This is a genomic window from Streptomyces flavotricini (assembly GCF_020639365.1).
GTDB lineage: Bacteria > Actinomycetota > Actinomycetes > Streptomycetales > Streptomycetaceae > Streptomyces > Streptomyces flavotricini.
The window spans coordinates 3,187,782-3,213,234 of the sequence record NZ_JAINUL010000001.1 but is presented as its reverse complement, the minus strand read 5'-3'; the positions used below and the strand labels follow the sequence as shown (position 1 = coordinate 3,213,234).

At 72.1% G+C, this 25,453-nt stretch carries 21 protein-coding genes; 12 read left to right on the top strand and 9 right to left on the bottom strand.

The genetic code is table 11. The features are described from left to right. The first annotated feature begins 2 nt into the window (after positions 1–2). A complete protein-coding gene (gene glxA / locus K7B10_RS14180) occupies positions 3–1,994 on the top strand; it encodes a radical copper oxidase GlxA (RefSeq protein ID WP_229336421.1) in 1,992 nt (663 codons plus the stop codon). Between the two features lie 15 nt (positions 1,995–2,009). Here glxA and K7B10_RS14175 read toward each other — a convergent pair whose 3' ends face one another. Beyond that, positions 2,010–3,041, bottom strand: a complete 1,032-nt coding sequence (locus K7B10_RS14175) for a glycoside hydrolase family 6 protein (protein WP_229336420.1) — start codon at positions 3,039–3,041, stop codon at positions 2,010–2,012. Between the two features lie 122 nt (positions 3,042–3,163). Continuing rightward, a complete protein-coding gene (locus K7B10_RS14170) occupies positions 3,164–4,165 on the bottom strand; it encodes an ArsR/SmtB family transcription factor (protein ID WP_229336419.1) in 1,002 nt (333 codons plus the stop codon). A gap of 84 nt (positions 4,166–4,249) precedes the next feature. On the opposite strand from K7B10_RS14170, the gene K7B10_RS14165 reads away from it, so the two are divergent. From K7B10_RS14165 to icmA, 4 genes are all read left to right on the top strand, one after another. After that, positions 4,250–5,494 (top strand): MFS transporter, encoded by a 1,245-nt coding sequence (locus K7B10_RS14165; RefSeq protein WP_229336418.1) that lies wholly within the window; start codon positions 4,250–4,252, stop codon positions 5,492–5,494. 21 nt (positions 5,495–5,515) lie between these two features. After that, complete coding sequence (locus tag K7B10_RS14160; protein WP_229336417.1) at positions 5,516–6,022, top strand: MarR family winged helix-turn-helix transcriptional regulator; 507 nt, start codon at positions 5,516–5,518, stop codon at positions 6,020–6,022. Between the two features lie 59 nt (positions 6,023–6,081). After that, entirely contained in the window at positions 6,082–6,411 is a 330-nt protein-coding gene (locus tag K7B10_RS14155; RefSeq protein WP_229336416.1) for a DUF3817 domain-containing protein, read from the top strand. A 97-nt stretch (positions 6,412–6,508) separates the two neighbouring features. Next, on the top strand, positions 6,509–8,209 hold the full coding sequence (gene icmA / locus K7B10_RS14150; protein WP_229336415.1) for a coenzyme B12-dependent isobutyryl-CoA mutase large subunit: 1,701 nt from the start codon (positions 6,509–6,511) through the stop codon (positions 8,207–8,209). A 93-nt stretch (positions 8,210–8,302) separates the two neighbouring features. Here icmA and K7B10_RS14145 read toward each other — a convergent pair whose 3' ends face one another. Continuing rightward, a complete protein-coding gene (locus K7B10_RS14145) occupies positions 8,303–8,929 on the bottom strand; it encodes a TetR/AcrR family transcriptional regulator (protein WP_229336414.1) in 627 nt (208 codons plus the stop codon). A 241-nt stretch (positions 8,930–9,170) separates the two neighbouring features. On the opposite strand from K7B10_RS14145, the gene K7B10_RS14140 reads away from it, so the two are divergent. From K7B10_RS14140 to K7B10_RS14125, 4 genes are all read left to right on the top strand, one after another. Further along, positions 9,171–10,178, top strand: coding sequence for a tetratricopeptide repeat protein (locus tag K7B10_RS14140; RefSeq protein WP_229336413.1), 1,008 nt, complete (start codon positions 9,171–9,173; stop codon positions 10,176–10,178). Between the two features lie 596 nt (positions 10,179–10,774). Then, a complete protein-coding gene (locus K7B10_RS14135; RefSeq protein WP_229336412.1) occupies positions 10,775–11,425 on the top strand; it encodes a DUF6230 family protein in 651 nt (216 codons plus the stop codon). Between the two features lie 108 nt (positions 11,426–11,533). Beyond that, positions 11,534–12,073: a DUF6114 domain-containing protein gene (locus K7B10_RS14130; protein ID WP_229336411.1), complete on the top strand. Its 540-nt coding sequence runs from the start codon at positions 11,534–11,536 to the stop codon at positions 12,071–12,073. Then, a complete protein-coding gene (locus tag K7B10_RS14125) occupies positions 12,063–13,355 on the top strand; it encodes a hypothetical protein (RefSeq protein ID WP_229336410.1) in 1,293 nt (430 codons plus the stop codon). Before K7B10_RS14130 ends, K7B10_RS14125 begins: the two co-directional genes overlap by 11 nt. A 142-nt stretch (positions 13,356–13,497) precedes the next feature. Here K7B10_RS14125 and pyk read toward each other — a convergent pair whose 3' ends face one another. From pyk to pta, 3 genes are all read right to left on the bottom strand, one after another. After that, positions 13,498–14,928: a pyruvate kinase gene (gene pyk / locus K7B10_RS14120; RefSeq protein ID WP_229336409.1), complete on the bottom strand. Its 1,431-nt coding sequence runs from the start codon at positions 14,926–14,928 to the stop codon at positions 13,498–13,500. 61 nt (positions 14,929–14,989) lie between these two features. Continuing rightward, positions 14,990–16,207 (bottom strand): acetate kinase, encoded by a 1,218-nt coding sequence (locus tag K7B10_RS14115; protein ID WP_229336408.1) that lies wholly within the window; start codon positions 16,205–16,207, stop codon positions 14,990–14,992. Positions 16,208–16,275: 68 nt separating this feature from the next. Further along, positions 16,276–18,369 (bottom strand): phosphate acetyltransferase, encoded by a 2,094-nt coding sequence (pta, locus tag K7B10_RS14110; RefSeq protein WP_229336407.1) that lies wholly within the window; start codon positions 18,367–18,369, stop codon positions 16,276–16,278. Between the two features lie 302 nt (positions 18,370–18,671). Between pta and K7B10_RS14105 the strand changes: the two genes are divergently transcribed. Continuing rightward, the gene (locus K7B10_RS14105) at positions 18,672–19,697 is read left to right on the top strand and encodes an ATP-dependent 6-phosphofructokinase (protein WP_229336406.1); all 1,026 of its coding nucleotides are present in this window, start codon (positions 18,672–18,674) and stop codon (positions 19,695–19,697) included. Between the two features lie 141 nt (positions 19,698–19,838). Here the strand turns inward: K7B10_RS14105 and K7B10_RS14100 are convergent, their stop codons facing one another. After that, positions 19,839–20,531, bottom strand: coding sequence for a helix-turn-helix domain-containing protein (locus K7B10_RS14100; protein WP_229336405.1), 693 nt, complete (start codon positions 20,529–20,531; stop codon positions 19,839–19,841). Positions 20,532–20,866: 335 nt separating this feature from the next. On the opposite strand from K7B10_RS14100, the gene K7B10_RS14095 reads away from it, so the two are divergent. Together K7B10_RS14095 and trxA are read left to right on the top strand one after the other, a co-directional pair. Continuing rightward, a complete protein-coding gene (locus K7B10_RS14095) occupies positions 20,867–21,262 on the top strand; it encodes a MerR family transcriptional regulator (RefSeq protein WP_030857249.1) in 396 nt (131 codons plus the stop codon). Between the two features lie 14 nt (positions 21,263–21,276). Then, the gene (gene trxA / locus K7B10_RS14090) at positions 21,277–21,633 is read left to right on the top strand and encodes a thioredoxin (RefSeq protein WP_229336404.1); all 357 of its coding nucleotides are present in this window, start codon (positions 21,277–21,279) and stop codon (positions 21,631–21,633) included. On the opposite strand, the gene glgB is transcribed toward trxA, so the two are convergent. Both glgB and K7B10_RS14080 read right to left on the bottom strand, forming a co-directional pair. After that, positions 21,623–23,905: a 1,4-alpha-glucan branching enzyme gene (gene glgB / locus K7B10_RS14085; RefSeq protein ID WP_229336403.1), complete on the bottom strand. Its 2,283-nt coding sequence runs from the start codon at positions 23,903–23,905 to the stop codon at positions 21,623–21,625. The two genes, trxA and glgB, sit on opposite strands and share 11 nt — an antisense overlap. Beyond that, positions 23,902–25,347 (bottom strand): maltokinase N-terminal cap-like domain-containing protein, encoded by a 1,446-nt coding sequence (locus K7B10_RS14080; RefSeq protein WP_229336402.1) that lies wholly within the window; start codon positions 25,345–25,347, stop codon positions 23,902–23,904. Before K7B10_RS14080 ends, glgB begins: the two co-directional genes overlap by 4 nt. Positions 25,348–25,453 lie beyond the last annotated feature (106 nt).

Sequence of the window (25,453 nt, the reverse complement as noted above, 5' to 3'; positions counted from 1 at the left end):
CCATGGCCTACCGGCCTTCGAAGCAGTTCAAGAACACCGTCCTGGGCACCGGGGCCGTGGTGGTGCTGGCCGCGCTCAACGCACCCGCCGCGCTCTCCTTCGCGCAGGAGCGCTACCACTCGTACAAGATCGGACAGTCCAGCTACAAGATCCAGTACGGCTCGTGGGGGCTGGTCGGGCTCCCCGCGGAGTACCGGATCAACGCGATGCACGCGGCCCTGCTGCACACGGGCAAGGTGCTGCTGATCGCCGGCTCCGGGAACAACCAGGAGAAGTTCGACAAGGGCACCTTCGACACCGTCCTGTGGGACCCGAAGGACGACAGCTTCAAGAAGATCCCGACGCCGGAGGACTTCTTCTGCTCGGGCCACAGCCAACTGCCCGACGGGCGGCTGCTGGTGGCGGGCGGCACCGCCCGGTACGAGGTCCTCGACGGGAAGGTCACCCGCGCGGGCGGCGGGATGCGGGTCAAGAACGAGAGCCCCGACAAGGTGGCCCGGCTGAAGAAGGGCACCCGGTTCCGGTCCCCGTCGGGGGTGGAGTACGTGTCGAAGTTCGACGTCACCGTGCCGAAGGCCAAGCACGAGTTCGAGATCACGTACGGGAAGAAGGGGCGGCTGAAGCCCTGGCGGAGCAAGGTGGTGGCCTCGGAGGCGCGGGTCTTCGTCGAGGCGGTCCGGGCCGGCGCCGAGGGGCTGACGACCGAGGCCGCGCAGTACCGGATCCTCGGTCTCCAGGGGAAGGACGCCGACAACGTCTACGGGCTCGCCGAGCGCCTCAGCGTCGAGAAGCAGGACTTCCAGGGCATCAAGTCGGCGTACGAGTTCGACCCGAAGGCCGAGAAGTACGTCCCCGTCGACCCGATGAAGGACGCCCGCTGGTACCCGACGCTGGTGGCGCTGCAGGACGGGCGGGTGCTCGCGGTCTCCGGGCTCAACGACGTGGGGGACGTGGTCCCCGGCGACAACGAGTACTACGAGCCCAAGACGAAGAAGTGGACCCGGGGCCCCTCCCGCTACTTCCCGACCTACCCCGCGCTCTTCCTCATGCGGGGCGGCAAGCTGCTCTACACCGGCTCCAACGCGGGCTACGGCCCGGCCGACAAGGGGCGCGAGCCCGGCGTGTGGGACCTGAAGACCAACACGTTCAGGAAGGTGGCGGGGCTGGCCGACCCCGACCGGCTGGAGACCTCCTCCTCGGTGCTGCTTCCGCCGGCCCAGGACCAGCGGGTGATGGTGCTGGGCGGCGGCGGGGTCGGCGAGTCGAAGCTGTCGTCGAGCAGGACCGCGATCGTGGACCTCAAGGAGGACGACCCGGTCTTCCGCTCCTCGGCGCGGCTGCCGCAGGGCACCCGGTACCTGAGCAGCGTGCTGCTGCCGGACGACTCCGTGTTCACCACCGGCGGCTCCCGCGACTACCGCGGCCGGGGCGCCAGCGACGTGTACAAGGCGCAGTTCTACCACCCGCGCACCGACTCCTTCGTGGCCGCCGCCGATCCGACCGTGGGCCGCAACTACCACTCCGAGGCGCTGCTGCTGCCCGACGGGCGGATCGCGACCTTCGGCTCCGACCCGCTCTACGCCGACAAGGACAACACCAGGCTCGGCAAGTTCGAGCACCGGCTGGAGGTGTACTCGCCGCCGTACCTGTACCGGGACCCGGCGCTGCGCCCCGTACTGGGCGCCGGGCCGGCCGAGGTCGGCGGGGACGGGCGGGCCACCTTCGCGACCCCGCACCCGCAGCGGATCCGGCGGGCCCGGCTGATGCGGCCGAGCGCGGTCACGCACACCACGGACGTGGAGCAGCGGTCGGTCGAGCTCGGGCTGACGCGGACGGCCGGCTCGGTGACGGTGGACGTGCCGAAGGACCCGACGCTGGTGCCGCCGGGCTGGTACATGCTGTTCGTGACGGACGCGGACGGCACGCCGTCGGAGGCGAAGTGGATCCGGGTGCGGGAGCCGAAGGGCCCTCCGGCGCGCGAGCCGCAGGAGTAGTCCCGCGGGTGGCGCTCACTCCCGGGCGCGGGCGGCCAGGCCCAGCGCGTAGTCCGGCCACCACCGGCCGGCCGCCGGGCCGCCGCGGCAGGGCCCGTCGGATTCGCCGGGCCGCTTGATCCACAGGTACGCGTCGACGAGCGGGTCGCCCGTCCTGTCGGTCGGCGGGGTCCCGAGGGCCCGGCCGGGCGGATTGCACCAGGCCTCGTGGCCGCCGCCGGGGAGCGGGCCCTCGCCGTTGCGGCTGGTGTCGATGACGAAGTGCTTGCCGTGGGTGGCCTCGGAGATCCGGGCGCCGTACGCGCGGCCGGCCGCGTCGGGCTGGAAGTTGGAGACGTTGAGGGAGAAGCCGTCGGCCTGGGCGAGCCCGGCCTCGTAGAGGGGCCCGACGAGCTTCATCGGGTCCGGGATCCAGGCCGGATTGCCCGCGTCCAGGTAGACCTTGGTGTTCCGGTTCTTCTTCAGCCGGGCGACGGCCTCGGACAGGAGCCGCAAGCGCTCCTCGTGGTGGGCGGCCCGGGTGCAGCCGTCCACCACGTGCGGCACGGCGTCCGGCTCCAGGACCACCACCGCCCGGGCGTCGCCGACGGCGTCGGCGAAGGAGCCGATCCAGTTGCGGTAGGCGGTGGCGCCGGTGGCCCCGCCCGCGGAGTGCAGGCCGCAGTCGCGGTACGGGATGTTGTACGCGGTGAGCACCAGGACCCGGCCCGCCGCCTTGGCGCCGCGCGCCGCCCGGCGGATCGCGGGGCCGGGGTCGTCGCCCGGCCCCCACAGGGCCATGGGCCGCTCCGAGATCCTGCGCAGCAGCTGGGCTTCGCTGTTGCGGCCCTGTGCCTCCCAGGCGGCGACCTGCCGGGCCGCGTTGCTCTGCGGGTCCACCCAGTACGGGGATCCGGCGGGCACCGCCGGCGCCTCGGCCTCGGGCGGCGCCTGCGCGGGCACGTGCCACGGGGCGGACCCCCCGCTCCCGCAGCCCGGGGCCGCGGCGATCAGCAGCGCGAGGCCGAGCGCGGCGGCGAGGGATCTGGGGCGGGGTCGGCCTGGCATCCGGGTTCCTCGAAGGGTCGGCGCACGGAAGGGCGGAATTGCAGACCGGCACATCGTGACATGACGGTCGGTGACCCCCGTCCCGCGACACCGGCCGTGCCTGCGTCCGGCCCCGGACGCGCCTACGTCCGGGGCGCACTGCCCGTCGTCAGGGCGATGGCGAGCGGGGTGCGCTCGTACAGGATCTGGTGGCCGTGCCGGGCCGAGATCAGCAGCCCCGCGCCGTGCAGGGCCTTCAGGTGCGCCGAGACCGTGGCCGGGGCGAGCCCGAGGCGGTGGGCCAGCGCGGTGGTGGAGGCCGGCTCGTCGAGCGCGCACAGCAGGTCGGCCCGGCCCCGGCCCAGCAGCCGGGCGAGCGCCTGCGGGGCCGGTCCCGCCGAGGCCGTCCACAGTGCGCCGATGCCGCGCGCCGGGTACACGAGCGTCGGCTGCCAGGGCGGGTCGTACCCGCCGACCACCTCCGGCCACACGAACGCGCTCGGCATCAGGAGCAGGCCCTGCCCGTCCAGCGAGCGGTCGTGGTGGGCGGGCCGGTCGATGGTGAGCGTCCCGTCGGACCAGCGGAGGTCCGGGTGGAGACCGTCGAACAGCGCCTCCAGTCCGCCGGCCGCCAGCCGCCGCGAGTGGAAGAGGATGTCGGCCTCCAGCAGGGCCCGCAGCCGCGGCCAGTGCGGGGCGATCAGCGCGGCCCAGGCCTGCTCGTACAGATCGGCCAGCTCCCGTACGGCACGGGCCGGATCGGCGAGCATCCGCCGCCCGAGGGCGCTCTCGGCGGCCCCCGGGGTGCAGACGAGGGCGCGCCGCAGGTCCTCCCGTACGGCCTGCGGATCGGCGCCGGCCGCGGACCGGACCCGCGCCAGCTCCTCCTCGAAGGTGACGGAGGGGCCGAGCGGCGGCGGGCCCAGGAAGTCCGGGTTGTGGCCGGCACGCGGCATCAGCAGCCACAGCGGCCGCAGGTCCAGCCCGTCGGCGGCCGCGCGGATGCCCCGCAGCCAGGGCAGGTGGTACTGCTGCCGCCCCGGCCGCAGCAGGGTCCGCACCGCCTCCTGCGTCTCCCAGCGCGGCGAGACGGAGAACCGGCACCGCAGCAGGTCCCCGGCTCCGAACCGGAAATGAAAGGCCAACGTTCCCCCTCGGGGCCTCGCGCAGTGATTCGGCACAGGCCGAATCACTGCGCCGCCCCCACCGTAGCCCCACAGGCTCTCCGCATGTCCATCACCGTCAACGAGGCCGCCGGCGGATACCGGTCCGTCTTCCGGGTGCGGGAGTTCCGGCCCGTGTTCGCCGCGCACCTGCTGTCCGTCCTCGGCATCGTCGTCGCCGAGATCGCCCTGACCGTCCTCGTGTTCCGCGCCACCGGCTCGCCGCTGATGAGCGCGCTCACCTTCGCCCTCGGCTTCCTCCCCTACGCCCTCGGCGGCACCCTCCTCGCCGGGATCGCCGACCGCAGGCCCGCCCGCCGGGTCCTCGTCGGCTGCGACCTGGTCTGCGCCGCCTGCGCGGCGGCCATGGTCCTGCCCGGCACCCCCGTCGCCGCACTGCTCGTCCTGCGCTGCGCCATGGCCTTCGTCGCGCCCCTCTTCCAGGGCACCCGCAACGCCTCCCTCGCCGACATCCTCGGCTCCGGCGACGTCTACGTCCTCGGCCGCTCCCTGATGCGGATGGTCGCCCAGAGCGCCCAGCTCATCGGCTTCGGCCTCGGCGGGCTGCTGCTCACCCTCCTCGCCCCGCGCGCCGCCATCGCGCTGACCGCCGCCGGATTCCTGTGCTCGGCCCTGCTGCTGCGCTTCGGCACGGCGGAGCGGCCGGCCCGGGCCGCCGCCGAGCGCACCTCCCCGCTCGCCGGGACGCGCGCCGTCCTCGGCGATCGCCGGCTGCGCGCCCTGACGCTGCTGTTCTGGCTGCCGCCCGTCTTCGTCATCGCCCCCGAGGCGCTGCTCGCGCCGTACGCCGACGGCATCGGAGCCGGCACCGCGGCCCTGGGCGTGATGATGTGCGCGCTGCCCGTCGGCACCATCGCGGGTGAACTGTGGGCCGGCTCGGCGCTCGGTCCGCGCACCCGCTCCCGGCTCGTGGCCCCGCTCGCGGCCGTCGGCCCGCTGCCGCTGCTCGTGTACGCGGCCCGGCCCGGGGTGGTGGCCGTACTCGCCGCCCTGCTGCTCGCCGGGCTCGCGCACGCGTACACCCTCGGCCTCGACCAGTGGTACGTCGACGCCGTCCCCGACGGGCTGCGCGGCCGGGCGATGACCCTGCTGAGCACCGGGTTGATGACCCTCCAGGGCGTCGGCATGGCCCTGGCCGGGCTGGCCGCCGAGTTCCTGCCGGTGCACGTGGTCGTCGCGGGCGCGGGCGTGCTCGGCACGGCGGTGGTCCTGCTCCTCCTCGCCGCACTGCGGTCCGCGGGCCCGCGGGACGGCCGACCGAAGAATGAGACGGGGCCCGCCGCCAAATGACCGCCCGGTAGGGTCGGGTGCGTGTCCAAGCCGCTCAGCCTCCCCTTCGACCCCATCGCCCGCGCCGACGAGCTCTGGCAGCGCCGCTGGGGACCGGTGCCCTCGATGGCCGCCATCACCTCGATCATGCGCGCGCACCAGATCCTGCTCGGCGAGGTCGACGCGGTGGTCAAGCCGTACGGGCTGACCTTCGCGCGGTACGAGGCGCTGGTGCTGCTCACCTTCTCCAAGGCCGGCGAGCTGCCGATGTCGAAGATCGGCGAGCGGCTGATGGTCCACCCCACGTCGGTGACGAACACGGTGGACCGCCTGGTGCGCTCCGGGCTCGTGGCCAAGCGGCCGAACCCGAACGACGGCCGCGGCACGCTCGCCTCCATCACGGACAAGGGCCGCGAGGTCGTCGAGGCGGCGACGGAGGACCTGATGGCGATCGACTTCGGGCTGCGCGCGTACGACGCCGAGGAATGCCAGGAGATCTTCGCGCTCCTGCGGCCGCTGCGGGTCGCCGCCGCGGACTTCGAGGAGTAGGTCCGCGGTCGCGGGGCCCCCGTCAAGATCGAGCAAAACGGACGGTTAGGCTCGTCGGCATGAAGAAGAGCGTGCTGACCCGCTACCGGGTCATGGCCTATCTGACCGCGGTCATGCTGTTGATCCTCTGCACCTGCATGGTTTTCAAGTACGGCTTCGACACCGGCGCCGACCTGACCCTGGCGGTCTCGCAGGTGCACGGCGTGCTGTTCATGATCTACCTGGTGTTCGCCTTCGACCTCGGGTCCAAGGCCCGCTGGCCGTTCCCGAAGCTGCTGTGGGTGCTGGTCTCCGGCACGATCCCGTTGGCCGCCTTCTTCGTCGAGCGCAAGGTCCGCGCCGAGGTCGAGCCGCTGGTCACCGACGCGCTGGCCACCGCCGACGCCTAGGGGGTGTCTCGAGCGCGGCTCGCGCACCGGTACCCCGGGGATACTTCCCGGGGTTTCCCATCGACATTTACTAGGACGTCCTAGTAAATTCATGGGTATGGATGCTGACGCCATCGAGGAGGGCCGCCGCCGCTGGCAGGCCCGCTATGACAAGGCCCGCAAGCGCGAGGCCGATTTCACCACGCTCTCCGGGGATGACGTCGAGCCCGTCTACGGGCCCCGCCCCGGCGACGCGTACGAGGGATTCGAGCGCATCGGCTGGCCGGGGGAGTACCCGTACACCCGCGGCCTGCACGCCACCGGATACCGCGGCCGGACCTGGACCATCCGCCAGTTCGCGGGCTTCGGCAACGCCGAGCAGACCAACGAGCGCTACAAGATGATCCTGGCCGCCGGCGGCGGCGGGCTCTCCGTGGCCTTCGACATGCCGACCCTCATGGGGCGCGACTCCGACGACCCGCGCGCGCTGGGCGAGGTCGGCCACTGCGGGGTCGCCATAGACTCCGCCGCCGACATGGAGGTCCTGTTCCGGGACATCCCGCTGGGCGACGTGACCACCTCGATGACGATCTCGGGCCCGGCCGTGCCCGCCTTCTGCATGTACCTGGTCGCCGCCGAACGGCAGGGCGTGGACCCGGCCCTGCTCAACGGCACGCTGCAGACGGACATCTTCAAGGAGTACATCGCCCAGAAGGAGTGGCTCTTCGAACCCGAGCCGCACCTGCGCCTCATCGGCGACCTCATGGAGTACTGCGCGAAGGGCATCCCGGCGTACAAGCCGCTGTCCGTCTCCGGCTACCACATCCGCGAGGCCGGGGCGACGGCCGCGCAGGAGCTCGCGTACACCCTCGCCGACGGCTTCGGGTACGTGGAGCTGGGCCTGTCCCGCGGTCTGGACGTGGACCACTTCGCGTCCGGCCTCTCCTTCTTCTTCGACGCGCACCTCGACTTCTTCGAGGAGATCGCCAAGTTCCGCGCCGCCCGCCGGATCTGGGCGCGCTGGATGAAGGAGGTGTACGGGGCGCAGAGCGAGAAGTCGATGTGGCTGCGCTTCCACACCCAGACGGCCGGCGTCTCGCTGACCGCGCAGCAGCCGTACAACAACGTCGTGCGCACTGCCGTCGAGGCCCTCGCGGCCGTGCTCGGCGGCACGAACTCGCTGCACACCAACGCCCTCGACGAGACCCTCGCGCTGCCGAGCGAGCAGGCGGCCGAGATCGCCCTGCGCACGCAGCAGGTGCTGATGGAGGAGACCGGGGTGGCCAACGTGGCCGACCCGCTGGGCGGTTCCTGGTACGTGGAGCAGCTCACCGACCGCATCGAGGCCGACGCCGAGAAGATCTTCGACCAGATCAGGGAGCGCGGTCTGCGCGCCCACCCGGACGGGCAGCACCCGATCGGGCCGATCACCTCGGGCATCCTGCGCGGCATCGAGGACGGCTGGTTCACCGGGGAGATCGCCGAGTCGGCCTTCCAGTACCAGCGTTCCCTGGAGAAGGGCGACAAGCGGGTCGTCGGCGTCAACGTGCACCACGGGTCGGTGACCGGGGACCTGGAGATCCTGCGCGTCAGCCACGAGGTGGAGCGCGTACAGGTGGAGCACCTGGCGGCGCGCAAGGCGCGGCGCGACGACGCGAAGGTGAAGTCCTCGCTGGACGCGATGCTGGCCGCCGCCCGTGACGGGTCGAACATGATCCCGGCGATGCTGGACGCGGTGCGCGCCGAGGCCACGCTCGGGGAGATCTGCAACGTGCTGCGCGACGAGTGGGGCACCTACACGGAGCCGCCGGGCTTCTGACCCCCCTCCGGGCGGCGAAGGCCGGTCGTGGGCGCCCCTTCGGGGTGCCGGCGGCCGGCCTTCGCCGTTTCGCCGCGGGACGCGGGACGCGGGTCAGGCGTGCGCCGGGCCCCGGAGGCCGTGCATCAGGAGGGCCGTGAAGGTGGCCACCCAGAGCTCGTCCACCGGCTCGGAGCTGACCAGCGCCCGGTGCACCACCGTGCCCGCGATCACGTCGAAGATCAGGTCCGTGGTGCGGCAGGCGAGCTCCTCGTCCTCCTCGTGCGGGAGTTCGCCGCGGGCCTGCGCCCGTTCGCGACCCAGTACGACGAGACGTTTCTGCCGGTCCACGATCGCCGACCGGATCCGGTCGCGCAGGGCCTCGTCCCGGGTGGACTCGGCGACGACCGCCATCAGGGCCGTACGGGCTTCCGGCCGCCGCAGCAGCGCCGCGAACTGGAGGACCACGTCCTCTATGTCGGCTTCGAGGGAGCCCCGGTCGGGGAGTTCGAGCGCGTCGAAGAGCTCCGCGACGGCGTCCACCACCAGCTCGTTCTTGCCCGCCCAGCGGCGGTAGAGGGTGGTCTTGGCGACCCCGGCCCGGGTCGAGACGTCGCCCATCGTCAGCTTCGACCAGCCCAGCTCGACCAGCGCGTCCCGCGTCGCGGCGAGGATCGCGGCGTCCGCGGCGGCGCTGCGGGGGCGTCCGGTGCGTCCGGTCGGGGAGCTGGCGTTGCGCATGGCCGAGACCATACCCGCCGGTAGCCAAAGCGGCGGGCCCCGAAATGCTGTGGTTCAGATCACGGGGCGCGAAGGGGCGCGGGGAGTTACGCTACGGCTCGTAGCGTAAGAGCGACGACCACGCGAAGAGCTACCGGCGCCAGGTGGGGACCCGGCGCCACAACGCACCACCGAGGGTACTCAAGAAGGCATTTCGGCCGATCTTTTTCGTCCGCGCGCGCACACGGGGGAGGATGTACGCATGCAGCCCAGAAACATGTCCATGAGCGGCGTCGTCGACCTCGCCGCTGTGAAGGCGGCCGGCGAGGCCAAGGCGAAGGCCGAGCAGGCCCGTGCCGACGCGGCCCGGCAGGCCGCCCAGGGCGGCGCGCCCGCGTCCGCCGACGCCTTGCCGCCGTCCGCGCTCGTGATCGACGTCGACGAGGCCGGCTTCGAACGCGACGTCCTCCAGCTCTCCGCCGAGGTCCCGGTCATCCTGGACTTCTGGGCCGAGTGGTGCGAGCCGTGCAAGCAGCTCAGCCCGCTGCTGGAGCGCCTGACCGTGGAGGCGAACGGCCGCCTCCTGCTGGCCAAGGTCGACGTCGACTCCAATCAGATGCTGATGCAGCAGTTCGGCATCCAGGGCATTCCGGCCGTGTTCGCCGTGGTCGCGGGCCAGGTGCTGCCGCTGTTCCAGGGCGTGGCGCCCGAGCAGGAGATCCGCGCGACCCTCGCCCAGCTGGTCCAGGTCGCCGAGGAGCGCTTCGGGATCATCGGCATCGAGGTGGACCCGAACGCCGAGGGCGGCCCCGCGGGCGCCCCGGCCACCGGTGAGGCGCAGCCCCCGGCGGGACCGTACGACGCACTGCTGGAAGCGGCCGTCGTCGCGCTGGACGCCGGTGACCTGGGCGGCGCGGTGCAGGCGTACAAGAACGTGCTGGCGGACGACCCGGCCAACACCGAGGCCAAGCTGGGCCTGGCCCAGGCCGAGCTGCTCGCCCGGGTCAAGGACATGAACCCGCAGGCCGTGCGCGCGGCGGCGGCCGAGAACCCGAAGGACCCGGCGGCCCAGATCGCCGCGGCGGACCTGGACCTGGTCGGCGGTCACGTGGAGGACGCCTTCGGGCGCCTGGTGGACACGGTCCGGGTGACGGCGGGCGCGGACCGGGACGCGGTACGGGTCCGGCTGCTGGAGCTGTTCGAGGTCATCGGGGCGGACGACCCCCGGGTGGGGGCGGCCCGTACGGCGCTCGCGCGGGTGCTGTTCTAGGGGCTCGACCCGCGGTGTCCGGGAGATCGGCGGAGTACCGACGATTTGTTGACACGTAGATAAACAGCAGCCGCACTTTGCCAAAACTTGGCAATTGCGGCTGCTGTTACTCGCAGTAAGTGGAACCCCGTGAACTGTCCGGTGTGTTCGTAAATCCACCAGTGTGTCGTGGCCCTTGGTGACACCCAGCGTCGTCACCCGATGGCGCCGGGTCGACCCCTGGTTATCTTGCCGTTACCCGCCAGTAACGAACCCCCTTGTGCCCCGGCCGGGAATGGACCACGATCGGCGACGCTCGGTCCTTCCCGCAGTCCCGCTCATCGGAGCCGCGGCGTAGGGTCCCCACCGGGCCGGCCGGTGCCAGGGGTGCCGGCTGCTGGACAGGGGGGTCTTCGCCTCACCGGCGGAGCCTGTCCTCCTGGTTGCGCGAACGCGTGACCCAGTGGTTGTCGCTCGGGGGTGAACGCCGGTGTACCGGACGCGGCTCTGCCGCGGCTCGGCCGCCTGCGCTCCTTCCCGAGGACGTAGCACTTCTCCCATCCCAGGACGGGTACGGCCCGGACCGGAGATGTACGTCCGAGAAGGAGGAACGAATAATGAGTTCTCAGGTTCGTGGCGGGACCAGATGGAAGCGCTTCGCGCTCGTCATGGTGCCGAGCATCGCGGCCACCGCCGCGGTCGGTGTGGGTCTGGCGCAGGGTGCCCTCGCGGCGTCCTTCAGCGTCTCCGGCCAGGACTTCAAGGTCTCGGCCGACAAGCTCGACGGTGACGACCTGCTCCAGTACGGCAGCGTCGCCAAGGGCAAGGGTCTGGACGGCAAGGACGCGGCGCACCCGGTCACCATCTCCGGGTTCCGTCACGCCGAGATCACCAACATGTGCCAGTCCCTGGTCACCCCCATTCCGGGCCTCGGCAACATCACGATGCAGCTGCGGACGGGCAACAAGGGCAAGCCGGCCGTCGCGGACAACATCTACCTGGATGTCGCCGAGCTCGACACCGACGCCACCTTCACCGACCTGGACATCGGTGTCGCGGTCGGCTCCGCGGCCGACGACAAGCACCCCACCGCGCCGCAGGCCGGCACGGTGGCCAACGGCGCCCTGTTCTCCCAGCGTGCCAAGAAGGCCGTGCTGACGAACGTGCGTCAGAAGGCGTGGGCGACGACGGCGGGTACCTTCACACTGCCCGACCTCAAGCTGCGCCTGCTCAGCGGCGACCAGCCGTGCTACCAGGACGAGAAGTAGTCCGTCCCGGGGCGTGACCGGTAGAGGCGGGTGGCGGCTCCGGCCGCCGCCCGTCCCACCGGGCTTCCCCAGATCTCCGTACCACCGTTTTCCAGGGAGCTGTTGTCCATGAACCCCCAGGCCCCGGTTCGCGCCGCAGACGACGCTTGGCTCACCGTGGTGTACCACCGCTTCCACGCCTGGAGTGGGGTCCGGCCGTTCTGGGCGGGCCTCTTCACTCTCATCGGCGGCATTCCCATCGCGTACTTCCCGTACGCGGACCTCCGGCTGGGCAACGTCACCATCGCCATGGCGACGACCGCGGGCGCGGGCTCACTGATCATCGGTGTCCTGCTGATCACGCTCGGCCTGGCCCTCTGGTTCCAGCAGGGCATCCGGGTCTTCGCCGGAGTGGCGTCGATCCTGCTCGCGCTGGTCTCCCTGCCGGTGTCCAACCTGGGCGGCTTCTTCCTCGGCTTCCTGTTCGCCCTGGTCGGCGGAGCCCTCGCGCTCTCGTGGTCGCCGGGCAAGCCGGAAGAGGCGGCGCCGGCCAAGGCGGAGGAGTTCGCGGACGGCACCCTGGGAGTACCCGGCCCCCGCGAGACGGAAACGGCTCACGCGACAGAGACGACTGCCCACGCCGATGGCGGGAGGAACAGTGCGGGGTGACGAGACGCAGCGGGACGTGACCCCGAGCGCAGAGTCCCGTGAACGAAGGGGTCCGCGGCACGCGGCGCCCCGGAAGTCGCTGCTGAACAAGATCCAGATACCCGTCGGCAAGACGATGGCGCTGGCGGCCATGCCGACCGCGGTCTTCGTCGGGATGGGCATGGCGCCGAAGCTGGCGCTCGCCGACGAGGAGATCCCCTTCGCGCCCGGCCCGTGCGTCACGCGGTCCGACGAACCCGCGGAGTCGGCCTCTCCGAGTCCGTCGGCGTCCACGTCGCCCTCGCCCAACGCGTCGGCTTCCGCGAGCCCCTCGCCGGGTGCGTCGAAGGCCGCGAAGCCGGGCGCCACCCCCTCGGCCCCGAAGCCGTCCGCCAGCAAGTCGGCGCTGGACTCCGCGTCGAAGCAGACGGCCCCCTCGGCTCCCGCCGCGCCGGCCGCCACCGCGTCCCCGTCCAAGACCCCGAACCCGCTGGACCCGCTGGGCATCGGCGACAAGGTCAAGGGCATCGTCGACGGGATCACCACCCCGATCCTGGGCGCGCACCCGTCGGCCACCCCGACGCCCACGCCCACGCCGACCAAGTCCGCCCCGACGGCGCCCGCTCCGGCGAAGCCCGCCCCCGACCCGGCCGCGGACGCGATCCGCGACGCCGCGAAGAAGGCCGGCGTCGACGTCAAGGAGCTGTCCGAGGACGTCAAGGACACCGCGAAGACGCCCAAGGACGAAACGGGCGAGAAGGCCGACGAGGACAAGGACAAGCCCGACGAGGCGAAGGACGCGGACGGGAAGCAACCCTTCCCCTGCCCGACGTACGACGCCAAGGCGCTGGCCGACGCCGAGCTGGAGCCGGGCATCCCGCTCCTGCCGGACGAGCCCTGGTACCTCGACAGCTCGCTGCTGACCCTCTACGGCCTGGATTACCACGGCATCGTCGAGGTGAAGACGGCAGGCGGCAAGACGAAGAAGGTCCTGAAGTTCACGGCGGACTCGCTGGACATCAAGGACCTCTACCAGACGGTCGGCAAGACCGGGAACGTCGCCCACCTGAAGTCCCGCCCGGGCTCCACCTCCAAGATCCGCGGCGGCACGGTGACGATGTACACCGAGAGCCTCAAGGGGAACCTCTTCGGCCTGATCCCGATCGAGTTCACCCCGAACAGCCCGCCGCCCCTGAACGTCCCGTTCGCGTTCTTCTCGAACGTCAAGGTCGTCCAGGCCGGCCAGTTCGGCGGCACGCTCACGGTCCCGGGCCTCCACAACTACGTCGGCCCGCCCGAGTAGTCCCGTACGGCCCCGCGTACGGCCCCGCGCCGCGCGGGACGCACCGAGGGCGGCACCCCGGTCCCTGTCAGGGATTCGGGGTGCCGCCCTCGGTCTCTGTGCGGCAGAGGTGCGGCCCGGTCAGGCCGGGGCCGCGTCGGGGTCAGCCCTGGGACTCGCCGCCCAGGTGGTGGACGCGGACCATGTTGGTCGTGCCCGGGACGCCGGGGGGCGAGCCGGCGGTGATGATCATGGTGTCGCCGGCGTTGTGGCGGCCCAGCTTCAGCAGCTCGCCGTCCACCAGGTCGACCATCGCGTCGGTGGTGTCCACGTGCGGGACGATGTAGGACTCGACGCCCCAGCTCAGCGTGAGCTGGTTGCGGGTGTTGACGTCGGTGGTGAAGGCCAGGATCGGCTGGGTCACGCGGTAGCGCGACAGCCGGCGGGCGGTGTCACCGGACTGCGTGAAGGCGATGAGCGCCTTGCCGTCGAGGAAGTCCGCGATCTCGCAGGCCGCGCGGGCGACGGAGCCGCCCTGGGTGCGGGGCTTCTTGCCCGGGACCAGCGGCTGGAGGCCCTTGGAGAGGAGCTCCTCCTCGGCCGCCGTGACGATCTTCGACATCGTCTTGACCGTCTCGATGGGGTAAGCGCCGACCGAGGACTCGGCCGACAGCATGACCGCGTCCGCGCCGTCCAGGATCGCGTTGGCGACGTCGGACGCCTCCGCGCGCGTCGGGCGGGAGTTGGTGATCATCGACTCCATCATCTGGGTCGCGACGATCACCGGCTTGGCGTTGCGGCGGCACATCTCGATGAGCCGCTTCTGGACCATCGGGACCTTCTCGAGCGGGTACTCGACGGCCAGGTCGCCACGGGCCACCATGACCGCGTCGAAGGCGTCCACCACGGCCGCCATGTTCTCGACGGCCTGCGGCTTCTCGACCTTGGCGATGACGGGGACCCGGCGGCCCTCCTCGTCCATGACCTTGTGGACGTCCTTGACGTCGTTGGCGTCGCGGACGAAGGACAGGGCGACCATGTCGCAGCCCATCCGCAGGGCGAAGCGCAGGTCGTCGACGTCCTTCTCCGACAGCGCGGGGACGTTCACGGCGGCACCCGGCAGGTTGATGCCCTTGTGGTCCGAGATGACACCGCCCTCGATGACGATGGTCTTGACCCGCGGGCCCTCGACCTCGGTCACCCGCAGCTCGACGTTGCCGTCGTTGATCAGGACCTGGTCACCCTTGGCGACGTCGCCCGGCAGGCCCTTGTAGGTGGTGCCGCAGATGGACTTGTCGCCAGGGACGTCCTCGGTGGTGATGGTGAACTCGTCACCGCGCACCAGCTCGACGGGGCCCTCGGCGAAGGTCTCGAGACGGATCTTGGGGCCCTGGAGGTCGGCGAGGACGCCGACCGCGCGCCCGGTGTCCTCGGAGACCTTCCGGACGCGGTCGTACCGCTCCTGGTGTTCTGCCTGGGACCCGTGGCTGAAGTTGAATCGGGCCACGTTCATACCTGCCTCGATGAGCGCTTTCAGCTGCTCATACGAGTCGACGGCGGGGCCCAGCGTGCAGACAATTTTGGAACGGCGCATGACTGGATCCTATCGGTTTGTTTCGTAGCGGAATATTCCGTCTGGTGGAAAGTCCAAGTGACTACTGAGTAACCAGCGCGTACGCCTGGGTGGCGATCTCCAGTTCCTCATCCGTCGGGACCACGGCCACCGCCACCCGCGCGTAGTCCGGCGACACCAGCCGCGGCTGCGAAGAGCGCACGGCGTTGGCCTCCGGGTCCAGCGCGAGCCCCAGCTCCGCGAGGCCCTCGACGGCAGCTTCCCGGACCTGGTGCGCGTTCTCGCCGACCCCCGCCGTGAACGCCACCGCGTCCACCCGGCCGAGCACCGCCGAGTAGGCGCCGATGTACTTCTTCAGGCGGTGGACGTACGCAGCGAAGGCGAGCCGCGCCGACTCGTCGCCCTCGCCCGCCCGCCGCAGCACCTCGCGCATGTCGTTGTCGCCGCACAGGCCCAGCAGACCGCTCTTCTTGTTCAGGAGCGAATCGATCTCATCCACCGAGAAGCCCCCCACCCGCGCCAGGTGGAAGACGACCGCCGGATCCAGGTCGCCCGAACGGGTGCCCATGACCAGGCCCTCCAGCGGGGTCAGCCCCATCGACGTCTCCACGCACACCCCGCCGCGCACCGCCGAGGCCGAGGCCCCGTTGCCCAGGTGCAGCACGATCACGTTCACGTCCTCCACCGGCCGGCCGAGCAGGGCGGCCGTCGCCCGCGAGACGTACGCGTGGGAGGTGCCGTGGAACCCGTACCGCCGGATGGCGTACTTGTCCGCCGTCGCGGCGTCGATCGCGTACCGGGCCACGTACTCCGGCATCGTCGAGTGGAAGGCCGTGTCGAAGACCGCCACCTGCGGGATGTCCGCGCGCAGCGAGCGCGCCACCTCGATGCCGGTCACGTTCGCCGGGTTGTGCAGCGGGGCGAGCGGGATCAGGCTCCGGATCTCCGCCAGCACCTCGTCGTCGATCACCGTCGGCTGCGTGAACCGGGTCCCGCCGTGCACCACCCGGTGCCCGACGGCCGCCAGTTCGGGGGAGTCCAGGCCCAGCCCGTCGGCGGCGAGCTCCGCCGCGACGGCCCGGAGCGCGGCCCCGTGGTCCGCGATCGCGCCGAGCCGCTCGCGCTTGCCGCCCTCGGCACCCGGACCGGTCAGCGGTTCGTGCACGAGGCGCGAGGTCTCTTCGCCGATCCGTTCCACCAGACCGACGGCGAGGCGGGTGGAGTCCGCCATGTCGAGCAGCTGGTACTTCACCGACGAGGAGCCGGAGTTGAGGACGAGTACGCGCGATGCGGTGGTCACGATGGGCGTCTTTCCTTGTCGCGGGAGCGGGAGCGGGAGCGGGAGGGGGAGGGGGAGCGGGGCAGGGGTCAGGCGGTGGGCGCCTGCACGGGCTGCGCGCCCTGCGCCTGGATCGCGGTGATCGCCACGGTCGTGACGATGTCCTGCACCAGCGCGCCGCGCGAGAGGTCGTTGACCGGCTTGCGCAGGCCCTGGAGCACCGGGCCGACCGCGACGGCACCCGCCGAGCGCTGCACGGCCTTGTACGTGTTGTTGCCCGTGTTGAGGTCGGGGAAGATCAGCACGGTGGCGCGGCCGGCCACCTCCGACCCGGGCAGCTTGGTCGCGGCGACCGAGGGCTCGACGGCGGCGTCGTACTGGATCGGGCCCTCGATCAGCAGGTCGGGGCGGTGCGCGCGGACGATCTCGGTGGCCTTGCGGACCTTGTCCACGTCCGCGCCGCTGCCCGAGGTGCCGGTCGAGTACGAGAGCATCGCGATCCGCGGCTCGACCCCGAAGGCGGCCGCGGTCGCCGCCGACTGGACGGCGATGTCCGCGAGCTGCTCGGCGCCCGGGTCCGGGTTGACCGCGCAGTCCCCGTAGACCAGGACCTGGTCGGCGAGGCACATGAAGAAGACGGAGGAGACGATCGAGGCGTCGGGCTTCGTCTTGATGATCTCGAAGGCGGGCCGGATGGTCGCGGCGGTGGAGTGCACCGAGCCAGAGACCATGCCGTCGGCGAGCCCCTCCTGGACCATCAGGGTGCCGAAGTAGTTCACGTCGGTGACCACGTCGAGGGCCAGCTCGACGGTCATGCCCTTGTGAGCGCGGGCCTGCGCGTAGTACGCGGCGAAACGCTCCCGCAGGGGGGAGGTCGCCGGGTCGATGAGCTGCGCGGCGGAGATGTCGACGCCCAGGTCGGCGGCCTTCTTCAGGATCGCCTGCTCCTCGCCCAGCAGGGTCAGGTCGCAGACCCCGCGGCGCAGCACCACGTCCGCGGCGCGCAGCACGCGCTCCTCGCCGCCCTCGGGCAGCACCACGCGGCGGCGCTCGGCGCGGGCCCGCTCCAGCAGCTCGTGCTCGAACATCATCGGCGTGACCCGCTCGGAGCGGGCCACGGACAGCAGCCCGCGCAGCTCGGCGGTGTCCACGTGCCGCTCGAACAGGCCGAGCGCGGTCTCCAGCTTGCGCGGGGTCGCGGAGTTCAACCGGCTCTGCAGCGAGAACAGTTCGGCGGCCGTCGGGAAGCTGTTGCCGGCCACCGAGACCACGGGCGTGCCCGGCGCCAGTTTCGAGGCCAGGGTCAGGATGGCCGGGCCCGGACGCTCGTTCAGGGTCAGCAGCACGCCGGCGATCGGCGGGGTGCCCGAGGCGTGCGCGGCCAGCGCCCCGATGACCAGGTCGGCGCGGTCCCCGGGGGTGACGACCAGGCAGCCGGGGGTCAGGGCGTTCAGGAAGTTCGGCAGCATGGCGCCGCCGAAGACGAAGTCCACGGCGTCGCGGGCCAGCCCGGCGTCGTCCCCGAGGAGCACCTCGGCGCCGAGCGCCCGGGTGATCTGGGCGACGGTCGGGGCGGAGAGCGACTTGTCGTCCGGCAGCACGTAGCAGGGCACGGGCAGTCGGGCGGCCAGCCGCTCCGCTATGCCGTCCCGGTCCTCGGCGGCCACCCGGTTGACCATCATCGCGACGACGTGGCAGCCGAGGCTCTCGTACGCGCGGAAGGCGTTGCGGGCCTCGGCGCCCACGGCCTCGGCGGGGTGCCTGGTGCCGCCGACGACGGGCACCACGACGGCCCCCAGTTCGTTGGCGAGGCGGGCGTTGAGCGCCAGCTCGTCGGGGAGGTTCGTATCGGCGTAGTCGGTGCCGAGGACGAGCATGACCTCGTAGTCGCGGGCCACCCGGTGGTAGCGGTCCACCAGCCGGGACACGAGCTCGTCGGTGCCCTTCTCGGCCAGGATGGCGGAGGCCTCGTGGTACTCCATGCCGTAGGCCGCCCGGGCGTCCTGGTCGATCCGGTAGCGGGCCTTCAGGAGGTCGAAGAGCCGGTCCGGTCCGTCGTGGAGCAACGGCCGGTAGACGCCGACCCGCGCCGTCTGGCGGGTCAGCAGCTCCATGATCCCCAGCTCGACGACCTGACGGCCGTCCCCCCGCTCGATACCGGTCACGTACACGCTGCGCGTCACGCGTGGTCTCCGTCCCATCGTGTGGCTGTCGTGGATGTGGTGGAAGTGGTGGATTTTTCCCCGTTAGGGTGGGCCTGACCTCTTGACAATACCTCGGCGGACAGATAGGGCGCCCGCCGGGAAAGGCCTGTTCCGGGGGGTCGAAAGGCCTGGTGGACGGAGCGGCGCGGAACGCGCCGCACCCCCGGCCCGTGGAACAATCGGACAGGCTTCACCATGACGAACACGACGCCCTTCAGATGTACGGCCGTCCGCCCGCACGCGAACGGCCCGGTACGACCAGGAGCAGGAGACACAGCACGATGCGTATCGGAGTTCTCACCGCAGGCGGCGACTGCCCGGGCCTGAACGCTGTCATCCGTTCGGTCGTACACCGCGCCCTGGTCGGCCACGGCGACGAAGTCATCGGCTTCGAGGACGGCTTCAAGGGCCTCCTGGACGGCCACCACCGCCCCCTCGACATCAACGAGGTCAGCGGCATCCTGGCCCGCGGCGGCACGATCCTCGGCTCCGCCCGCATGGAGCGCGCGCGGCTGCACGAAGCCGCCGAGAACGCCCAGGAATTGGCCACGCGCTACGGCATCGACGCGCTCATCCCGATCGGCGGCGAGGGCACCCTGACCGCCGCGCGGATGCTGTCGGACGCCGGGATGCCGGTCGTCGGCGTGCCGAAGACCATCGACAACGACATCTCCTCCACCGACCGCACCTTCGGCTTCGACACCGCCGTCATGGTCGCCACCGAGGCCATCGACCGCCTCAAGACCACCGCCGAATCGCACCAGCGCGTGATGGTCGTCGAGGTCATGGGTCGCCACGCCGGCTGGATCGCCCTGGAGTCCGGCATGGCCGGCGGCGCCCACGGGATCTGCCTGCCGGAGCGCCCCTTCGAGGTGGACGCCCTGGTGAAGATGGTGGAGGAACGATTCTCCCGCGGGAAGAAGTTCGCCGTCATCTGCGTCGCCGAGGGCGCGCACCCGGCCGAGGGCTCCATGTCGTACAAGAAGGGCGCCATCGATCAGTACGGCCACGAGCGCTTCGCCGGCATCGGCAACCGCCTGGCCGTCGAGCTGGAGCACCGCCTCGGCAAGGAGGCCCGCCCGGTCATCCTCGGTCACGTCCAGCGCGGCGGCACTCCCACCGCCTACGACCGCGTCCTGGCCACCCGCTTCGGCTGGCACGCGGTGGAGGCCGTCCACCGCGGCGACTTCGGCAACATGACCGCCCTGCGCGGCACCGACATCGTGATGGCCCCCCTGGCCGAGGCGGTCACGGAACTGAAGACGGTCCCCGACGCCCGCATGTACGAGGCCGAATCGGTCTTCTGACCCACCCGCCCCCCGGCCCTGCGCCCCGCCCGGGCGGGACCTTCGACCCGACCCGCGCAGGCGAACGGCCCCGGTCGCGTCCACGGCGGGACGCGGTCGGGGCCGTTCGCGCACGCGACGGTCCGCGCGGTTCCGCGGGACCTAACGGGGTCCGGAGGCGTAGGACCAGAAGTGGGTCACGATGTCGGCCAGGAACTGGCGGCCCGCGTCGCCCGTACCGGCCTCGCCCGCGGCGCCGCCCCAGCTCAAGGTGGCCACCATCTTCGACTGGTACTCCCCGTGCAGCCGCTCCAGGACCGGCTCCAGGTGCTGCTTCGGCACCGGCAGCAGCTTGGCCAGCGGCTTCACGTACGCCTGCCAGCGCGTGGTCACCGCATTGCGCAGGAGCTCCGCGAGCTCGTCCTGCTTGCCCGTCGCCGCCACGAACTGGGCCAGCGACAGCCCGAGCACCTGAGCCAGGGCCACGGACTGCCGCTCGTTTCCCTTCCAGCGCCCGGTGTCCTCCATCTTCTGGTACGACGCCGTCTCCAGCCCGATCCGCCGGGCCAGGTCGTCCGCCGCCATGCCGCGCGCCATCCGGTGCTCCCGCAGGGTCACGGGCTCGGCGAGCAGCTCGCCGGGGGCGCACCACAGGACGCCGGCCAGCGCCGTGAGCTCGGCGGAACTCGGCGAAATCTCACCGCGCTCCCAGGCCATCACGGTCTCGGGCTCGACGGTCAGTCCGTACTGGGCGCGCAGGCCATAGGCGACATGACCGGGAGCCATGCCCAGGGCTGCGCGGAGGCGACGCGCGGCGGGGGCATTGAAGGGAGGGCTGGAGTGCACAGGGCACACCGTAGGAGTGCCCAAGGGGTGGCGACTACAGACCGTTCAAACAAGCCCAGAACTCGTAGGAACGTCCTATGGAGTTCAACGCTGCTGGCCAGTTTCCCGGCGACCGTCCGGTAATCGGAACGGTGCTAGATCCATTTGCCAGCCTACGGTTCCGGCCGACCGCGCGAAACCCCTCCGCACGATGTTCACCGATCATCCGCACCCCCTCCTGAACCGGAGTCCGGCCCCGAGCGTGATCCATGTCGGGGCCCTCGCATACGGGGGTGGCGAGGGCCCCACCCCCACCCGGATCCGCTCCTTGCCTTGACGTCGGCGTCAAGGATTACGGTCGGGGCATGCGAATCGGCGAACTGGCGGAGCGGGCCGGGACCAGCACGCGGACCCTGCGGTACTACGAGTCGCGCGGCCTGCTGCCCGCGCGCCGCACCGGCAACGGCTACCGCACGTACGACGAGGACGACCTGCGGCTGCTGCGCCAGATCCGCATGCTCCAGGACTTCGGCTTCGAGCTGGAGGAGACCCGCCCGTTCGTCGACTGCCTGCGCGCCGGCCACCCGGCCGGGGACTCCTGTCCCGCGTCCCTGGCCGTCTACCGGCGCAAGCTCGCCGAGCTCGACGGGCTGATCGGCCAGCTCGCCGACGTGCGGGAACAGGTCGCGCGGCAGCTCGCCGCCGCCGAGGACGCCGCCGGAGAGGCGGCGTCGCCGCGCTGTGAAATGACCGGACCGTAGAAGAGGGGAACCACATGATCCACGCCAAGGGTGTCGCCGCTGTGACCGACGCGGACTTCGAGGCGGAGGTGCTCGCCGAGCGCGGCAGGCCCGTCCTCGTGGAGTTCACCGCCGACTGGTGCGGCCCGTGCCGGCAGCTCGCGCCCGTGATCTCCGCCGTCGCCGCCGAGGAGGCCGACCGCCTCAAGGTCGTGCAGATCGACGCGGACGGCAACCCCGCAACCGTCGTCCGGTACGGGGTGCTGTCCATGCCGACCCTGCTCGTCTTCCGCGACGGCGAGCCCGTGAAGCAGATGGTCGGGGCCCGCGCCAAGCGCAAGCTCCTTCAGGAGCTCGAGGAGGTCACCGGCGCGGGCGCCGTCACGGCCTGAGCCAGACCGTCGCCAGGGGCGGGAGCGTCATGCGCAGGCTCGCCGGCCGGCCCTGCGCGGGCACGGGCTCGGGGCGCAGCGGCTGCAGATGGCGTACGCCGCTGCCGCCGTACTGCTCCAGGTCCGTGTTCAGGACCTCCCGCCACCACGGCACCTCCTCCGGGACGCCGATCCGGTAGCCGTGCCGCACCACCGGCGAGAAGTTCGACACGCACAGCAGCTGCGAACCGTCCTGTGCGTACCGCAGGAACGCGAAGACGTTGTCCTCCGCCGCGTCCGCGTCCACCCACGCGAAGCCCTCCGGCACGGAGTCCCGCTCCCACAGGGCGGGCGCCGCCGTGTACGTGCGGTTCAGGTCGCGCACGAGGTCGCGCACACCCCGGTGGTCGGCGGCCGCCGCGTACGAGGAGTCCAGCAGCCACCAGTCCGGCCCGTACGTCTCAGACCACTCCGAGCCCTGCGCGAACTCCTGCCCCATGAACAGCAGTTGCTTGCCGGGGTGGGCCCACATGAAGCCCAGGTACGCACGGTGTATGGCCCGCTGCTGCCACCAGTCCCCGGGCATCTTCGACACCAGCGAGCCCTTGCCGTGCACCACCTCGTCGTGCGAGATCGGCAGCACGTAGTTCTCGCTGTACGCGTAGATCATCCCGAACGTCATGTCGTGGTGGTGGTACTTGCGGTGCACCGACTCCTTCGACGCGTAGCGCAGGGTGTCGTGCATCCAGCCCATGTTCCACTTCAGCCCGAAGCCGAGCCCGCCCCCGTCCGTGGGGCGGGTCACGCCCTCCCAGGCCGTGGACTCCTCCGCGATCGTCACCACGCCCGGACAGCGGCGGTACACCGTCGCGTTCATCTCCTGGAGCAGGGCCACCGCGTCCAGGTTCTCCCGCCCGCCGTGCTCGTTCGGCGCCCACTCGCCCTCGCCGCGCGAGTAGTCCAGGTAGAGCATCGAGGCGACCGCGTCCACCCGCAGCCCGTCCACGTGGAACTCCTGGCACCAGTACACGGCGTTCGCGACGAGGAAGTTGCGGACCTCCTTGCGCCCGTAGTCGAACTCCAGCGTCCCCCAGTCCGGGTGCGCGGCCCGCCGCGGGTCGTGGTGCTCGTACAGCGGCCGGCCGTCGAATTCGGCGAGCGCCCACTCGTCGCGCGGGAAGTGCGCGGGCACCCAGTCGACGATCACCCCGATCCCGGCCCGGTGCAGCGCGTCCACGAGGAAGCGGAAGTCGTCCGGGCCGCCCATCCGCGAGGTCGGCGCGTAGAAACCGGTGACCTGGTAGCCCCACGAGCCGCCGAAGGGGTGCTCGGCGACCGGCATCAGCTCGACGTGGGTGAAGCCGAGCTCCTTGACGTACGGGGGGAGCTGCTCGGCCAGCTGCCGGTACGAGAGCCCCGGCCGCCAGGAGGCCAGGTGCAGCTCGTACACCGAGAAGGGGGCCTGGTGCGGCGGGCGGGCCCCGCGCCGCGCCATCCACTCCTCGTCCTGCCACTCGTAGTGGGACGTGGTGACCACCGAGGCGGTGGCCGGCGGGACCTCCGCGGCGCGGGCCATCGGGTCGGCGCGCAGGGTGTGGCTGCCGTCCGGCCGCGTGATGTCGTACTTGTACAGCGTGCCCTCGCCCACCCCCGGCAGGAACAGCTCCCACACGCCGCTCGCGCCCAGCGAGCGCATCGGGTACGCGACCGAGTCCCAGTACGAGAAGTCCCCGGTGACCCGCACCCCCTGGGCGTTCGGCGCCCACACCGTGAACCGGGTGCCGGCCACGCCCTGGTGCTCCATCGGCCGGGCCCCGAGCGCCGTCCACAGCTCCTCGTGCCGGCCCTCGCCGATCAGGTGCAGGTCCAGCTCGCCGAGCGCGGGCAGGAAACGGTACGGGTCGTGCACCTCGATCTCGTCCTCGTCGTACGCGACCAGCAGCCGGTAGTCCGGCACGCCCGCCAGCGGCAGCAGACCCGAGAACAGCCCGTCGCCGTCGTCGTGGAGCTCGGCCCGCAGCCCCTTGGCGACGATCGTCACCGCCTTGGCGTACGGGCGCAGCACGCGGAAGGACACCCCGCCCCGCTGGGTCCGGGCGCCCAGCACCCCGTGGGGGTCGTGGTGGCGGCCCTCCAGCAGCCGGGCCCGGTCCGCGGCCCCGAGCGCGGGCGCCGGCCGCACCCCGTGCGCGGGAGCCCGCCGGGCGCGCGGTGCCTGTGCTTTGCGCGCCGCGGCCGGAGCCGGGGGCGGGGGCGGCGGGGTGGTCGAGGATGACTGACGGGCGGGGCTCACGTGTGCGGCCTCCTAGGCGGCTGCGGGCGGGGGTGGGGGGAGAGGGAAGGGAAGCCTTCGCCGGGGGCGGCGCCCGGCTGCGTCCGGCCGAACCCCCGGTCCGCGCCGACGGCCAGCCGCCGGATGGCCGCCATCGGGACGTGCAGCCAGTCGGGGCGGTGGCGGGACTCGTAGCGCGCCTCGTACACCGCCTTGTCGGTCTCGTACGCGCGCAGCAGGACGAGGTCCTCGCGGGGGTCCCGGCCGGTGGTGCGGGCGTAGCCCTCGCAGAACGCGGCCCGGCAGGCGTCCGCCCAGGCGGGGGCGAACGGGCGGTGGGAGCGGGCGGCGTAGTCGAAGGAGCGCAGTATCCCGGCGATGTCGCGGACGGCGGGTTCGGGGCGGCGCCGGTCGGCCAGCGGCCGCGCCGGCTCGCCCTCGAAGTCGATCAGCGCCCAGCTGCCGTCGGCGGTGCGCAGGGTCTGGCCCAGGTGCAGGTCCCCGTGGATCCGCTGGGCGGGCACCCCGGCCCCGCGGGAGGCGGCCAGTGCGTCGAACGCCCCGCGCAATCCCGCCTCGTACGGCCGCAGCGCGGTCACCTCGCGGGCGGTGGCCGCCAGCCGGGCCGTCATCCCTGAGGCGAGCCGGGCCGTCTGCTCCGGGCCCAGCGCGACGGTGGGCAGCGCGTCGGCGAGCGCGCTGTGCACCTCGGCGGTGGCCCGGCCCAGCGCGTGCGCCTCGGCGGTGAAGTCGGCCCCGGCGCGGAGCCGGCCCAGCGCCAGCTGCCAGCCGTCGTCGGAGCCGCGCAGATAGGGCTGGAGGACGCCCAGGGTCAACGGTTCTCCACCGGGCAGTGCGGCCTCGTACCAGGCGACCGGCGCGGGGACGCGCGCGCATCCGGCGGCCGCCAGCGCTCTCGGCAGCTCCAGATCGGGATTGACCCCGGGGCCGACCCGCCGGAACACCTTCAGGATGTACGAATCCCCGTAGATCAAGGAGGAGTTGGTCTGCTCACCGGACAGCGGCCGGGGGGCGAGCGCCGCCGGGATCAGCGCCATCGGGTCGCGGTCGAAGCGCAGCGGTCCGAGGGTGCCGGGTGCGCGCAACCGCTCCAGCAGCAGCGCCGCCAGCCGCGGATCGCCGAGCCCCTCGTACACGCACTGGCCGGCGTACGGGCCCTGCTCGGGCCGCCCGATCAGCGCGGGCGCGAGCGCGGGCGGCAGGGCCGGGCGCACGCCCAGCAGCAGCTGGTAGCAGTCGCCGTCGACGTCCAGCAGCAGGTGGACGAGCCGCGGGGAGGAGCCCGGCGGCAACAGGTCCGCCGCCGAGATCATCCGGAGCCGGCCGATGCGCCGCCCCTTGCCGGCGAACCAGCGTTGGAGCGGCAGCCAGTCCCGGAGCATCGGCTCCAGCGGACTGAGTCCGGTCGTGCTCGTCGTCCCGGCGGATGCAGCCTCCGACATGGCGTCGCGTCCTTTCCCCGGGCCGTCACAGAATGCGGAGAGTGTCCCGGATTGCGTCAGTTGCTTCTCCGGTGGTGTACGAGTGTCGGGTCAGGATGATCCGTAC

Excerpts from the sequence above, each read along its gene's own strand:
- glxA (WP_229336421.1), top strand. The coding sequence starts at position 3 with ATGGCCTACCGGCCTTCGAAGCAGTTCAAGAACACCGTCCTGGGCACC.
- K7B10_RS14175 (WP_229336420.1), bottom strand. The coding sequence starts at position 3,041 with ATGCCAGGCCGACCCCGCCCCAGATCCCTCGCCGCCGCGCTCGGCCTC.
- K7B10_RS14165 (WP_229336418.1), top strand. The coding sequence starts at position 4,250 with ATGTCCATCACCGTCAACGAGGCCGCCGGCGGATACCGGTCCGTCTTC.
- K7B10_RS14155 (WP_229336416.1), top strand. The coding sequence starts at position 6,082 with ATGAAGAAGAGCGTGCTGACCCGCTACCGGGTCATGGCCTATCTGACC.
- icmA (WP_229336415.1), top strand. The coding sequence starts at position 6,509 with ATGGATGCTGACGCCATCGAGGAGGGCCGCCGCCGCTGGCAGGCCCGC.
- K7B10_RS14145 (WP_229336414.1), bottom strand. The coding sequence starts at position 8,929 with ATGCGCAACGCCAGCTCCCCGACCGGACGCACCGGACGCCCCCGCAGC.
- K7B10_RS14140 (WP_229336413.1), top strand. The coding sequence starts at position 9,171 with ATGCAGCCCAGAAACATGTCCATGAGCGGCGTCGTCGACCTCGCCGCT.
- K7B10_RS14135 (WP_229336412.1), top strand. The coding sequence starts at position 10,775 with ATGAGTTCTCAGGTTCGTGGCGGGACCAGATGGAAGCGCTTCGCGCTC.
- K7B10_RS14130 (WP_229336411.1), top strand. The coding sequence starts at position 11,534 with ATGAACCCCCAGGCCCCGGTTCGCGCCGCAGACGACGCTTGGCTCACC.
- pyk (WP_229336409.1), bottom strand. The coding sequence starts at position 14,928 with ATGCGCCGTTCCAAAATTGTCTGCACGCTGGGCCCCGCCGTCGACTCG.
- K7B10_RS14105 (WP_229336406.1), top strand. The coding sequence starts at position 18,672 with ATGCGTATCGGAGTTCTCACCGCAGGCGGCGACTGCCCGGGCCTGAAC.
- K7B10_RS14095 (WP_030857249.1), top strand. The coding sequence starts at position 20,867 with ATGCGAATCGGCGAACTGGCGGAGCGGGCCGGGACCAGCACGCGGACC.
- trxA (WP_229336404.1), top strand. The coding sequence starts at position 21,277 with ATGATCCACGCCAAGGGTGTCGCCGCTGTGACCGACGCGGACTTCGAG.
- K7B10_RS14080 (WP_229336402.1), bottom strand. The coding sequence starts at position 25,347 with ATGTCGGAGGCTGCATCCGCCGGGACGACGAGCACGACCGGACTCAGT.